Here is a 12,575-nt window from a genome sequence, read left to right on the forward strand (position 1 = left end):
GGAACCTTCCTTCAGATCGCGGGGACGGGAACCGTGGTGAGCGCGGAGCGGCGGCGCCAGCAGAGGTAGCCGGTGAGGATCGCGGCGCCGACGAACTCGATCGGGAACAACAGGACCCAGACGGAGCCGGTGCCCGCCAGGTCGTAGATCTCGGCTCGTGGCCAAGCGATGTTGACGATCATCATCGCGCCGTACCCTACTGCCGCGACGTTGACCGGAATAGCCCATCGCCCCAGGGAGAAATGGCCGGGTTCGGAAGTGAAACGGCCTTGACGGCGCCGGACCAGCAGCGGTCCGGTCACCAGGAGATAGGCGAGGTAGACCACGACCACCGAGGTGCCGGTGATGGTGCTGAAGATGGTCGGATTCCCCAGGTTCAGCAGCAGGAGCCCGATCGCGAGCGCCCCGGACAGGACGGCGGGCGCGATCGGCGTCCCGGTGCGGGCGTTGACCGCGGAAAGCAGTTTGGCGCCGGGAAGCGCGCCGTCGCGGGCCATCGCGTAGATCAGCCGGACGGTGCCGGTCTGGATGGTCAGGGTGCAGACGACGACCGCGATGGCGACGTCGGCGAGGAAGATCCGGCCGAGCGTGTCCCCGAAGACGGCCGTGATCACATACGGCAGGCCCTTCCCGGCGAGCTGGCCGTCGGTGAGGCTCGGTGCCGCCATCAGTGCGGTGATGACGACGGCGAGGCCGCCGATTCCGGAGATCAGGAGTGCGCGGAGCACGGCGCGCGGAGCGATGCGCCTCGCGTCCTTGGTCTCTTCGGCAACCGAGGCCGCGGTGTCGAAGCCGTACAGCACGTACGCGGCCATCAGCGCCGAAGCGAGAATGCCGCCGGCTCCCGGGCTTTCGCCCGCCGGTGCGAGCACGACCTGCGGGCCGCGGACGGCGAAGAGCGCGAGCCCGATGATCAGGATGAGGACGCCGACGAGTTCGGCCGCCACCCCGACGTCGTTGATCCGCGCCATGAGCCGCACGCCGCCCGCGTTGATCGCGGTGGTGAAGACGATCAGCAGGGCACCGAGCAGGACGGCGTTGGTGGCGCCGGTCGGGGACGTGATCGCCGGATCCCCGCCGACGAGCTGGAAGCCGCTCCAGACCGACGGGAGGACGACCTGCAGCGCGATGGCGGCACCGGCGAGCGCGACGACGCAGCCGACCAGCATCATCCAGCCCGCCAGCCAGCCCGCGAATCCGGGTGAGAGGTGTTTCGCCCACTGGTAAACCGATCCTGCCAGCGGGAATCGGGCCGCGAGTTCGGCGAAGTTCAGCGCGACGAGCAATTGGCCGATGATCACCAGCGGCCAGGTCCAGAAGAAGAGGGTGTCGCCGAAGGAATAGCCGAAGGCGAACAGCTGAAACACCGTGGTCAGGATGGAAACGAAGGAGAATCCGGCGGCGAAGGCGGAGAAACCGCCCAGCGTCCGGCGTAGTTCTTGACGGTAACCGAAGGCGGAAAGGTCTTCGGACGGCATTTTCGGGGGCTCCTGTCTGGAGGGCCGAATTTCGATCGGATGACCGAAATTAAGCGCATGCGGAGTCCTTCTGATCTCCGCCCGGTAAGCGCGGTGTTAAGTGATACCGGATTCGGTAACCTGGGCCGACCGCCGGACGTAACAAAGATCTTCGCGGAGAAATGGCAGGATCGGATAGATGACGAAAACGACCGGGGTGGGCAGGCCCAGAGCCAGCGGTGCGGCGGCGAGCAAACGGGAAGCGCGGCTCGCGGTTTTGGACGCGGCCGGGGAGCTGTTCACCGGCGCCGGGTACGCGGCGACGACCACACGGGCCATCGCCGAACGCGCCGGACTGCGCCAGGCGTCGCTCTACTACCACTTTCCGTCCAAAGAGGACATTCTCGCGGCGCTGCTGGAGGACACCGTCCGGCCGTCGCTGGACGTCGCGGGCGGGCTGTCGGCCCAGCTGGCGCCGGTCGGCGCACGGCTGTGGGCACTGGCCTACGCGGACATCCACCTGCTCGGCAGCGCGCGGCACAACCTCGGCGCGCTGTACCTGCTGCCGGAGATCTCCTCGCCGAGGCTGGGGCGGTTCCGGGCCGAACGCGCGGAGCTCAAACGCGTCTACGGCTCGCTCGTCGCGGCCGCCGGGGTCCCCGGCGACCTCCTGGGCATCCGGACCGATCTCGTGTTCGGGCTCGTCGAGAGCATCGCGATCGTCCGGCGTGACCAGCCGGACCTGGACGTCGAAGCGCACGCCGTCGAAGGGGCCGACAGCGTGCTGAGGCTGGCCGGTATCGGGGAACCGGACGCCGAGCTGCGCGAATCCGCGCGGGCGCTACTGGAGGACTGAAGCCGGGTCAGGCGGCGGCGGTGGCGTGGAGCGCTTTGCTCAGCGCCGCCACTGTCAGCTCGATCTGCCACGGCCGGGCACCGCCGTCGGCGAGGACCTTGGCGACCGCGTCCTCGCTCAGGTCCGCGGGCGGGCGCCAGCAGGTGCGGCGCACGAGTTCCGGCAGGAGCAGGTTCTCCACCGGCAGCCGCCGGTCCTCCGCGATCGCGGCCAGCGCCGCGCGGGCGGCCGAAAGCCGGGCGGCGGCATCGGGATCCTTGTCCGACCAGCGGTTCACCGGCGGCGGGCCGTCGGTCTGCTGGGCCGGGGTGGGCAGTTCTTCGGCGGGGAGCGCGCGGGCGGCCTGCAGGTGCCGCAGCCAGCTCGCGGTGTACTTCCGCTGGATCCGGCCGCTGAACACCGGCAGCGACTGCAGCTGCTCGACCGTCTTCGGGTCGGCGGTGACGGCGTTGATGATCGCGCTGTCGGGCAGGATCCGGCTGGGCGCGCGGTCGCGCTTGCGGGCGAGCTCGTCCCGCGCCTGCCACAGTTCGCGCACCGCGGCGAGGCCGCGGGCGCTGCGGATCTTGTGGACTCCGGACGTCCGGCGCCACGGCTCGGCCCGAGGGGCGGGCGGCGGCGCGGTGCGGACGGCCTCGAACTCCTGCTGAGCCCATTCGAGCTTGCCCTGGGCCTCGAGATCGGCTTCGAGCTTCTCGCGCAGCTCGATGAGCAACTCGACATCGAGGGCGGCGTAGTTCAGCCAGTCGACGGGAAGCGGGCGCTTCGACCAGTCGGCGGCACTGTGCCCCTTCTCCAGCTGGTAGCCGAGGAGGAGTTCGACGAGGGTGCCGAGGGCGACCCGTTCGTACCCGGCGAGCCGTCCGGCGAGTTCGGTGTCGAACAGGCTCTTCGGGTGCAGGTCGAGTTCGGCGAGGCACGGCAGGTCCTGAGAGGCCGCGTGCAGCACCCATTCGGCGTTGTTGAGCACTTCCGCGAGGGGCTCGAGCTGCCCTTCGAGCGGAATGGGGTCGATGAGGAAGGAGCCGGCACCTTCGCGGCGCAGCTGGACCAGATAGGCCTTGGGCCAGTACCGGTAGCCGGAAGCGCGTTCGGTGTCCACGGCGATGGCCCCGCTGCCGCCCGCGATCTTCACGCAGGCTTCGGCGAGGGCTGTCGCGTCGGCGATCACCGGTGGAGTGCCTTCGGCGGGCTCGCGTAACAAAACGGCGGCACTGGTGTCATCAGTGCCGGTCATAGAGTCCGCCTGCGGTTCTCCGGGTCGGTCGCCTTCCATAGGTGAAGACCCTACGGGACGAGCGGGCCGCGCCTGGTCCGCCCGCCCCGCAGGGCAGTTCGCCTTTGTCAGCGGATCACGCCGGCACGCATGGCCAGCGCCACCATCTGAGCCCGGTCACCCGTGCCGAGCTTGCGCCCGATGCGGGAGAGGTGAGACTTCACGGTGAGAGCGGAGAGGCTGAGTTCCTCGCCGATCTCCTTGTTGGACTGGCCGTCGGCGACGAGCTGCAGCACCTCGACCTCGCGCGCCGAAAGCTCGCGCGGGGTGTTGTCGGTGCCGGCGACTCGGGTGCCGGTGGCCAAGACCGGTGCGACGCTCGGGTCCGCGTAGACGCCGCCCTCGAGCACCCTGCGGACGCCGTCGGTCACTACGACCGGCGATGCCGACTTGAGCAGGTATGCCTGGGCGCCGGCCTGGAACGCCGACCTGACCGCGTACGGGTCGTCCGATGAAGCGAGCACCACTACGCGAGGCCAGCCATGGCTACGGAGTTCCGTAACCAGCTCGATGCCGCTGCCATCCGGCAGTCCGAGATCGAGGATCGCCAGGTCACAAGGCCCTGTGGCCTGTGCTCGCGCCCTTGCCTCGGCCACCGTGGCGGCCTCGTGGACGGTGCCCGCACCCATCTGTGCGAGTCTTGCTGAGATTGCCTCCCTCAACAGCGGGTGGTCATCGACCACCAACACGGAAAAAAGCTCTTCCCGCGGATGCGGAACCATGCTCGCCGGCAATGAACCGGCTGGCGTGGATCGGACGGCCTGAGAAATGCCGACGGTAGCCACGTCACTACCTCCCTGGAGTCGGTCGTGCCCCCCGACCGGCACCGGGACTTTCGGCCGTTTAGCCGCGCCAGCTTTAGACCGAAAGTGGTGTCGTCGATGGCACTGTAGCCGCCCTGAGGCCTTCACGGGGGGATCGAATGGGTATCTATCTCAAACGAGTAGTTACTCAGGGAGTTCGTTGTAACACGATCGGGCTAGTACACAGCCGGTGGCTAACACATCGCCGAAAGAACACGATGCACTTCAGTTACCGGGGTCCAACCGACTGTGCAGATGGGCCGTGCACCTGCCGGTGCCTCTTCCCGGGACCCTTGGAGAGCAGGGCATCGAGGGTCGGAAAGCGCCTCCGGCATGGGGCTTGATCAACTTCGCGCAGGGTCATGATCGCTTCGCTCGGTGACCGTGGCGGTAACGCTCCGGAGGCGACTCGAGGTGCTTCAAGGGCCTGTTTCGGCCGGGTTGATCTTGTTGCTGACGGTGACACTGTCGGTAGCACGAACGGGGTGGTCCAGACCTCTGCGCGGCCGTCTCCGCGCTGGTCGGAGCTGGTCTAGTCCAGATGGCCCTGAGGCGCCTCTCGACGGCGTACGGACGCTCTGAGAGCCTCGCGAATGGGGTAAGCGAAGGTGCTCTCGGGCGCTTCGCGCGGTCTTCGGTAGTACGTGAAGGACCCCTTCATTGCGCTAGACGCAATGAAGGGGTCCTTCACGTACTTGGGCCGCCGATCCGGCGGGGGAGCAAGGGACCTTTAGTATCGCTAGCTTTCCTAGCGGCGCTAGCTGGCCGGAAATCGCAGAATAACCCAAATGCTATGTCTCGATTGCTGGGATTCCGGCGTGTCGGGACGGAGTGTCGGGTTTCAGGAGGACTGGCGCTGCTCGAAGAGGGTCACGCCGACCGGCGGCAGTCCGACGACGCTCGCCATCACCTGGCAGAAGGCCTGCCCGTGCGACCGCAGCGCGGCGTCCGTCGGCGTCCAGGACGCCCGCAGCTCCAGGTCGTCGGTGCGCGTGGGCCCGGAAATGTCGCCGAAGCGGGCCGAAGACGTCTCGGTGACCGTGCCGCCCAGCGCCGTCCACTCCGCGCCGGAGCTCTCCAGCGCGTCGGTCAGCCACGACCAGCCCACCGCGGGAAGGAAGGGATCCGTCGCCAGTTCCCGGTCGAGTTCCGCGCGGACGTACATGACCAGCCGCAGGACCCCGTCCCAGCCTTCTTGACCGTCCGGATCGTGCAGCAGCACCAGCCGCCCCGACGCCAGCACGTCCGCCGGCCCTTCCACCTCGCAGCTCACCGCGTAGGACCACGGCGCCAGGCGCTGCGGCGGGCGCATCGTTTCCAGCTGCACTTCGGGACGGGGCCGGACCGATTGCAACGCCGCGACGGCTTCACGGAAGAGATCGGGTACTGACGTCATCGCGGTCACCAACCGACTGTAAGACGCGATAGTCCGGTTCGGGGCGCAGACGCGCCGAGAGTAAGGGCCCGGAGCGCCCATGGCACCATGAACCGTGATGTCTCCTTCAGCTGCTTCTCCCGCGCAGACCGTCCCCGCGGCCCGTCGCGCCCTGCCCGGCGCGCCGTTCCTGGCCGCCGCGCGCGGCGAACGCCCGGCCCGCACCCCCGTGTGGTTCATGCGCCAGGCAGGCCGGTCGCTGCCCGAGTACCGGGCGCTGCGCGAGGGCACCTCGATGTTCGACGCGTGCTTCGACCCCGAGATGCTCGCCGAGATCACGCTCCAGCCGATCCGCCGTCACGGCGTCGACGCGGCCATCCTCTTCAGTGACATCGTCGTCCCGCTCAAGGCGGCGGGGCTCGACATCGACATCGTCGCGGGCACCGGCCCGGTCGTGGCCGAGCCGATCCGCGACGCCGCGGGCGTGCGCGCGCTGCCGGTCCTGGACCCGGAGCAGGTGGAGCGGGTCGCCGACGGCGTCCGGCTGCTGGTCGGGTCGCTGGGCGAGACACCGCTGATCGGGTTCGCCGGCGCGCCGTTCACCCTGGCCTCCTATCTCATCGAGGGCGGGCCGAGCCGCAACCACGAGCACACCAAGGCGCTCATGCACTCCGAGCCGGAGCTGTGGCACGAGCTGGCCGGGCGCCTGGCGGACATGGCGATCACCTTCCTGTCCGCGCAGCTCGACGCCGGGGCCGACGCGATCCAGCTGTTCGACTCGTGGGCGGGCGCGCTCTCGGAGCGGGACTACCGCGAGTTCGTCCTGCCGCATTCGGCGAAGGTGCTGTCGGCGGTCGCCGCCTACGGCGTGCCCCGGATCCACTTCGGCGTCGGCACCGGCGAGCTGCTGGTCGCGATGCGCGACGCGGGCGCCGACGTGGTCGGCGTCGACTGGCGCCTCCCGCTCGACGAAGCCGTCCGGCGGCTCGGCGGCGGTGTCGTCCAGGGCAACCTCGACCCCGCGCTGCTGCACGCGTCCTGGCCGGTGCTCGAAGCGGAGGTCCGGCGGATCCACGCCGAGGGCCGCGCGGCCGACGGGCACATCTTCAACCTCGGCCACGGCGTCCTGCCCGGCGTCGACCCGGACGTCTTGACGCGCGTGGTCGGGCTGGTGCACGAGCTCCAGCCGTGAGCACCGTGAAGACCGCCGCCGTCGTCGGTGGCGGTATCTCGGGACTGACCGCGGCCTACCGCCTGCGGACGCTGCTCGGCGAAGACGCCCGGATCGTCGTCTTCGAAGCGACCGAGTCCCTCGGCGGGAAACTCCGCACGATCGAACTCGCCGGTGAGCGCTACGACGTCGGCGCGGAGGCCTTCCTCGCCCGGCGACCCGAGGCGCTCGCCCTGGTCCGCGAGGTCGGGCTGGGCGAGAGTCTCGTCCACCCCACCAAGGCCCGCGCGAAGATCCACGCCGGCGGATCCGTGCTCGGCCTGCCGCCGGGCACGGTCATGGGTGTTCCCGCCTCGGCCGACGCGGTCGCCGGGGTGCTGTCGGAGAAGGGCCGCGCCCTGGTCGAGGCCGAGTCTTCGCTGGCGCCGGTGGAACTGCCCGCCGGGGACGTGCCGCTCGGCCCGCTGCTGCGCGAGCGGTTCGGCGACGAACTCGTGGACCGCCTCGTCGACCCGCTGCTCGGCGGGGTCTACGCCGGGGGAGCGGACGGGCTCGGGCTGCGCGCGACGATGCCCGGGCTGGCGTCCGCGGTGGACCGCGGCGCGCGTTCGCTCACCGAAGGCGCGGCCTCGCTCATGCCCGCTTCGCCGAGTACGGCGCCGGTCTTCGGCACCCTGCTGGGCGGGCTCGGCACCCTGATCCGGCGCCTCGCGGAGCTGTCCCGCGCCGAGATCCGGACCGGGACCACGGTGACGGCGATCGAGCGCACCGCCACCGGCTGGAAGGTCGACGACCTCGACGCCGGCTCAGTCCTTCTCGCGGTTCCGGCGCCCTCGGCGCGGCGGCTGCTCGACGGCGTCGTGGGTGTGGCGTCGTCGGCGTTCGCGGAGGTCGAGCTGGCGTCGATGGCGGTGATCGCGCTCGCGCTGCCGCCGGGCACCGAACTGCCGGAGTCGTCGGGGGTGCTGATCGGCGCCGGTGAACAGGACGCGGCCGGGAAACCGTTCGCGGCCAAGGCGTTCACCTTCTCCACGCGCAAGTGGGCGCAGTACGGCGAAGGCCCGGTGCTGGTGCGCGGCTCGGTCGGACGCTTCGGCGAACCGGGCGCGCTGCACGCCGACGACGACGAACTCGTCCGGGTGGTCCGCGACGACCTGGCCCGGCTGACCGGGGTCACCGCAGCGCCGATCGAAACGCTGGTCACGCGTTGGGGCGGCGGGCTCCCGCAGTACGGCACCGGTCACCTCGAACTCGTCGAGCGCATCGAACGCGCCGTCGCGGAGGTCCCGGGGCTCGCCGTGGCGGGCGCGACGCTGCACGGCGTCGGGCTCCCGGCCTGCATCGCCACCGCCGACGCGGCCGCCCGGCGCATCGCCGGGATCACACCGACCCACGAGGGCTCCTGAGCACCGGCAGTGCCAAGATGGCGGTATGGCGCGGCTGAACTACAACGAGCTCAATGACACCATCCGCTACACCGCCTGGTCGGTCTTCCGGGCCGAGCAGGACAAGCTCGGCGATGATCGCGCGCAGGCGACCGCGGAGACCACGGAGTACCTGGACGCGCTGGAGGCCAAGGGCGTCGTCGTCCGCGGGCTCTACGACCTTTCCGGGCTGCGGGCCGACGCCGACTACATGGTCTGGTGGCACGCCGAGGAGATCGAGCAGGTCCAGGCGGCCTACAGCGGTTTCCGGCACACCCCGCTCGGCCGCGCCTCGGTTCCGGTGTGGAGCCAGGTCGCACTGCACCGTCCGGCGGAGTTCAACAAGAGCCACATCCCGGCGTTCCTCGCCGGTGAAGAGGCCCGCAAGTTCATCTGCGTCTATCCGTTCGTGCGCTCCTACGAGTGGTACCTGCTGCCGGACGACGAGCGCCGCAAGATGCTGGCCGACCACGGCAAGGAGGCCCGCGACTACCCGGACGTCCGCGCCAACACGGTCGCGTCGTTCGCGCTGGGCGACTACGAGTGGATCCTGGCCTTCGAGGCCGACGAGCTGCACCGCATCGTCGACCTGATGCGCCACCTGCGCGGCACCGAGGCCCGCCTCCACGTGCGCGAGGAGATCCCGTTCTACACCGGGACGAAGGTGGAACCCGCCGAGCTGATCACCCTGCTGCCGTAGTGAACGCTTCAGCGGACTCCCGCGTCTGGACCACGCTCACCGGCGACACGCTCGCCGAAGACGCCGTCGAGGTCACCGGCCCCGAATCCGTGCTGCCCGGGACCTTCCGGGTCGAGGAAGCCGCGACCGCCAGTATCGCCGCGGCGACGCTGGCGGCCGGGGAACTGTTGCGGCTGCGGGGAATCGAGCCGGGCAAGGTCTCGGTCGACACCCGGCACGCGGCGGCGTCCTTCCACAGCGAGCAGTACATCCGGGTCGACGGGGAACCGGTGCCGTTCAGCGCGCCGCTGTCCGGCGACTACCGCGCGAACGACGGCTGGGTGCGGCTGCACTGCAACTACCCGCGTCACGTCTCCGCGGTGTGCTGGGGCCTCGGTGTCCCGGCGACCCGCGCGGCTTTCGAAAAGGTCGTGGCGGCCAAGTCGAAGTTCGAAGTCGAGTCGGCGGTGGTCGGCGCCGGCGGTGCCGCGGCCGTGCTGCGCTCCCGTGAGGAATGGCTGGCGCACAAGCAAGGACAGGCCTCTTCGGCGTTGCCTGTCGCCGAGATCCGGTCGCTCGGGCCGTCGGATCCGGTGCGGCTGTTCGATTCCGACCGGCCGCTGGGCGGGGTGCGGATCCTCGATCTGACCCACGTCATCGCCGGACCGGTCGCGGGCCGCGTGCTCGCCGCGCACGGCGCCACCGTCATGCACATCGGGGCGGACCGCCTGCCGACCGTGCCGCCACTTGCCGTCGACACCGGCATGGGCAAGCTCTCGGCGTACGTCGATCTGGAGACCGAAGCCGGGCGCTCGAGGCTGCGCAAGCTGATCGCGCGTGCCGACGTCGTCCTGCAGGGCTTCCGGCCGGGATCGCTGGTGGCCAAGGGTTTCACTCCGGAGGCGATCGCCGAATCCCGGCCCGGGATCGTGGTCGCTGACCTGTCCGCCTACGGCTGGGAAGGCCCCTGGGCTCGCAGGCGAGGGTTCGACAGCCTGGTGCAGATGGCCTCGGGGATCGCCGACGAAGGTGGCAAGACCGCCGGGATCGACGGTCCGGGACCGCTTCCGGTGCAGGCGCTCGACCACGCGACCGGCTGGCTCACCGCGGCGGCGATCATGACCGCGCTCCGCAGGGCGGCCACCGAGGGCGGTAGTCAGCACGTCCGGACCTCGCTCGCCGGGACGGGGGAGTGGCTGAATTCGTTGGGCCGCAAGGAACCCGGGCCCACCGGTTTCGACGGCGGCGAATGGCTGGAGGAGGCCGAAAGCCCGCTCGGGCGGCTGACCCGGGTCAAGATGGCCGGGGTGCTGCCGGGCTCGAATCCCTTCTGGGTGGAGGGCACGCGCGTACCCGGAAGCGACCGTGCCGTCTGGTGACCACCGCAGCTAGAGGACTAAACGCGGTGTAGCCACCTCGCCAAACGGCCCTTCGGCTTCGGTATCTCGCCGCGTTCCACGAGCCACGTGCCGAACGCGTCCGCGTAGGCCCGCGCGCGGATCGTGTCGGTCTTCGGATGCGCCGTCGCGTACTCGCGGAACAGCGCGCCGAACCGGTCGCCGAGGGCCTCGGCGAGGTCTGGCCGCAGGTACGCGGCCAGCCTGCTCTGCTTGTTCCGCAAGACGTTCGCTTCGATGCGGAGCCTGTCCGCGTCGAAACCCGCCGGAGGGTCGCCTCCGGCGAGGAGCGCCTTGAGCAGCTCAGCCTGTTGCCCGGCTAGCCGCTCCCGGGGCGAGGTCACGGCGAGACCGCTTCCCGGAGCGCGGCCAGTTCGGCGGCCAGTTCGCTGTCGGGCGGGTAGTCGTCGTCGCGTTCCAGCAGGACACCCGGTGGGGCGACGCGCTTCCGCAGCTCCCGCAGCAGGTCCAGCACCTCCGGGACGACCGGGTGGGCGTGCGTGTCGTGGTAGACGCCGTCGCGTTCGACACCGCCCGCCATATGCGTGTACGCCAGCCGCTCCCACGGGATCTCGTCGAGGAACCGTTCGGGATCGGTGCCGAGGTTGCGGGCGTTGGCGTACAGGTTGGCGACGTCGATGATCAGCAGGCAGCCGGTCCGGTCGGTGAGTTCGCGCAGGAACTCCGACTCGGTGAACTCCGCGTCCGGCCACTCCAGCACCGCCGCGATGTTCTCCAGCGCGAACGGGACGTCCACGATGGACTGGGTCAGTTTGACGTTGTCCACCAGGACGTCGAGCGCTTCCCGGGTGCGGGGGAGCGGCATCAGGTGCCCCGAGTCGAGCCCGCCCGCGCGGACGAAGCACACGTGGTCGCTGGCCATCGGCGCCCCGAGTTCACGGGTGACCTCCGCGAGCTGCTCGACGCGGTCGGTGTCCACCGGCCCCGCCCCGCCCAGCGACAGCGAGACCGCGTGCGGCAGGACCGGGATTCCCTTGTCGCGCAAGGCGATCAGGGTTTCGGGAAGATGACCGGTGTGCAGGTTCTCGGCGACGACCTCGACCCAGTCGACGCCGGGCAGCCGCGCTATCGACAGGTCCAGCTCGTGCCGCCAGCCGATGCCGATGCCGAGGTGGCCCGGTGCGTCAGCCACCGCAACCCCCGCCGCCGCCGCCTCCGCAGGAGCTGCCACCGCCGCCGCACGAGCTTCCGCCGCTGCACGAGGAGCCGGTGCTGCAGGTGCTGCCACCGGAGGAGCCACCGCCACCGAAGGCGCCGGGCATGGGCGGCGGGATCAGCGCCGCGCTGAGCTCTTCGTCCGGGTAGAAGGCGAGTCCGCCCAAAGCGACGGCCGCGGCGGCGCCGCCCAGCATGGCTCCACCGGCCATACCGCCCATCGCGGGCGCGTTGGGGATCCCGCGCTTGCGCTCCCGCGCCAGGGCACTGTTGGCGCTCCCGAGGATCCGGTTGCCTTCGCTGGTCGGGCGCGGCCCGGTCCGCTTGTTCTTGGCGATCCGGGAGAACAAGGTCGCGAGCGAGGCCACGATCACCAGCGGGATCAGGAAACCGACCGGATGGTCGCCGAGGATCCCGGCGAACACGCGCACCAGGCCGAGGATCATCACACCCAGGTAGAGGTTGGCCACGACCCGGCGGATCTGCGGCGCCTGGTCGATGACGACGAGTCCCCGCGCTTCCAGATCCTTGCCGAGCGCCTGCATCGGCCCCGACATCCGCAGCCGGTCGCGAATGCCGCGCGTCGTGGCGTTGTAGCCCGGCCTGGCGCCCTTGGCGACGGCCCTCTCGATCGGGTCCGCGGGCTCGGCTCCCGTCAGCTGGAGCTGCTTCGAGCTGCTGACCCGCAGCGTCCCGCGGTCGACCAAGGCCGCGATGGCCGTGTCGACGACGCGGTCCGGGCCGCCCGCGAGATAGGCGAGTTCGTACACCGTCGGTTGCGGTCCGTTCACCGTGCCGCGCGACGTCTTGCGGTCCAGCTTGACCGAGATGGTCCACAGAAGACCTAGGGCCAGTGGGAACACCAGCAGGACGGCGTAGATAGCCAGGAAAGTGGGTCCGGGAATGCCCCAGGTGTCTTCCATCGCACGGGCCTTTCACGAGCAGGTGCACTTACCGTAGT

General features: G+C 70.3%; 12 protein-coding genes. 5 read left to right on the forward strand and 7 right to left on the reverse strand.

Translation table 11 applies throughout. The features are described from left to right. Positions 1–11 precede the first annotated feature (11 nt). Positions 12–1,478: an amino acid permease gene (locus ACLJRM_RS00915; RefSeq protein WP_410661917.1), complete on the reverse strand. Its 1,467-nt coding sequence runs from the start codon at positions 1,476–1,478 to the stop codon at positions 12–14. A gap of 178 nt (positions 1,479–1,656) precedes the next feature. Here ACLJRM_RS00915 and ACLJRM_RS00920 point away from each other — a divergent pair, with 178 nt between their 5' ends. Beyond that, complete coding sequence (locus tag ACLJRM_RS00920) at positions 1,657–2,313, forward strand: TetR/AcrR family transcriptional regulator (RefSeq protein ID WP_101606641.1); 657 nt, start codon at positions 1,657–1,659, stop codon at positions 2,311–2,313. A gap of 7 nt (positions 2,314–2,320) precedes the next feature. Here ACLJRM_RS00920 and ACLJRM_RS00925 read toward each other — a convergent pair whose 3' ends face one another. The 3 genes from ACLJRM_RS00925 to ACLJRM_RS00935 form a co-directional block, all read right to left on the reverse strand. Further along, a complete protein-coding gene (locus ACLJRM_RS00925; RefSeq protein ID WP_101606642.1) occupies positions 2,321–3,550 on the reverse strand; it encodes a ribonuclease D in 1,230 nt (409 codons plus the stop codon). A gap of 107 nt (positions 3,551–3,657) precedes the next feature. Then, on the reverse strand, positions 3,658–4,374 hold the full coding sequence (locus ACLJRM_RS00930; RefSeq protein WP_034318331.1) for a response regulator transcription factor: 717 nt from the start codon (positions 4,372–4,374) through the stop codon (positions 3,658–3,660). A gap of 859 nt (positions 4,375–5,233) precedes the next feature. Next, positions 5,234–5,797: a DUF3000 domain-containing protein gene (locus ACLJRM_RS00935; RefSeq protein ID WP_168214274.1), complete on the reverse strand. Its 564-nt coding sequence runs from the start codon at positions 5,795–5,797 to the stop codon at positions 5,234–5,236. An 88-nt stretch (positions 5,798–5,885) separates the two neighbouring features. Between ACLJRM_RS00935 and hemE the strand changes: the two genes are divergently transcribed. The 4 genes from hemE to ACLJRM_RS00955 are packed head-to-tail and all read left to right on the forward strand — an operon-like array spanning position 5,886 to position 10,420. After that, positions 5,886–6,959 carry a uroporphyrinogen decarboxylase gene (gene hemE, locus ACLJRM_RS00940; protein ID WP_101606644.1) on the forward strand — a complete coding sequence of 358 codons (1,074 nt, stop codon included), beginning with the start codon at positions 5,886–5,888 and terminating at the stop codon, positions 6,957–6,959. Positions 6,960–6,964: 5 nt separating this feature from the next. Continuing rightward, positions 6,965–8,344, forward strand: coding sequence for a protoporphyrinogen oxidase (hemG, locus tag ACLJRM_RS00945; RefSeq protein WP_410662427.1), 1,380 nt, complete (start codon positions 6,965–6,967; stop codon positions 8,342–8,344). 25 nt (positions 8,345–8,369) lie between these two features. Next, positions 8,370–9,062 (forward strand): hydrogen peroxide-dependent heme synthase, encoded by a 693-nt coding sequence (hemQ, locus tag ACLJRM_RS00950; protein WP_410661918.1) that lies wholly within the window; start codon positions 8,370–8,372, stop codon positions 9,060–9,062. Beyond that, positions 9,062–10,420, forward strand: a complete 1,359-nt coding sequence (locus ACLJRM_RS00955) for a CoA transferase (RefSeq protein WP_410661919.1) — start codon at positions 9,062–9,064, stop codon at positions 10,418–10,420. The genes hemQ and ACLJRM_RS00955 overlap by 1 nt, the downstream gene beginning before the upstream one ends. A 17-nt stretch (positions 10,421–10,437) precedes the next feature. Here the strand turns inward: ACLJRM_RS00955 and ACLJRM_RS00960 are convergent, their stop codons facing one another. The 3 genes from ACLJRM_RS00960 to ACLJRM_RS00970 are packed head-to-tail and all read right to left on the reverse strand — an operon-like array spanning position 10,438 to position 12,537. Then, positions 10,438–10,782, reverse strand: coding sequence for a hypothetical protein (locus ACLJRM_RS00960; RefSeq protein WP_410661920.1), 345 nt, complete (start codon positions 10,780–10,782; stop codon positions 10,438–10,440). Beyond that, positions 10,779–11,591: a DUF692 domain-containing protein gene (locus tag ACLJRM_RS00965; protein ID WP_410661921.1), complete on the reverse strand. Its 813-nt coding sequence runs from the start codon at positions 11,589–11,591 to the stop codon at positions 10,779–10,781. The genes ACLJRM_RS00960 and ACLJRM_RS00965 overlap by 4 nt, the downstream gene beginning before the upstream one ends. Beyond that, positions 11,584–12,537, reverse strand: coding sequence for a TIGR04222 domain-containing membrane protein (locus tag ACLJRM_RS00970; protein ID WP_410661922.1), 954 nt, complete (start codon positions 12,535–12,537; stop codon positions 11,584–11,586). The genes ACLJRM_RS00965 and ACLJRM_RS00970 overlap by 8 nt, the downstream gene beginning before the upstream one ends. Positions 12,538–12,575 lie beyond the last annotated feature (38 nt).

It is taken from the genome of Amycolatopsis sp. lyj-84 (genome assembly GCF_046549075.1).
GTDB lineage: Bacteria > Actinomycetota > Actinomycetes > Mycobacteriales > Pseudonocardiaceae > Amycolatopsis.

Excerpts from the sequence above, each read along its gene's own strand:
- ACLJRM_RS00915 (WP_410661917.1), bottom strand. The coding sequence starts at position 1,478 with ATGCCGTCCGAAGACCTTTCCGCCTTCGGTTACCGTCAAGAACTACGC.
- ACLJRM_RS00920 (WP_101606641.1), top strand. The coding sequence starts at position 1,657 with ATGACGAAAACGACCGGGGTGGGCAGGCCCAGAGCCAGCGGTGCGGCG.
- ACLJRM_RS00925 (WP_101606642.1), bottom strand. The coding sequence starts at position 3,550 with ATGACCGGCACTGATGACACCAGTGCCGCCGTTTTGTTACGCGAGCCC.
- hemE (WP_101606644.1), top strand. The coding sequence starts at position 5,886 with ATGTCTCCTTCAGCTGCTTCTCCCGCGCAGACCGTCCCCGCGGCCCGT.
- hemQ (WP_410661918.1), top strand. The coding sequence starts at position 8,370 with ATGGCGCGGCTGAACTACAACGAGCTCAATGACACCATCCGCTACACC.
- ACLJRM_RS00970 (WP_410661922.1), bottom strand. The coding sequence starts at position 12,537 with ATGGAAGACACCTGGGGCATTCCCGGACCCACTTTCCTGGCTATCTAC.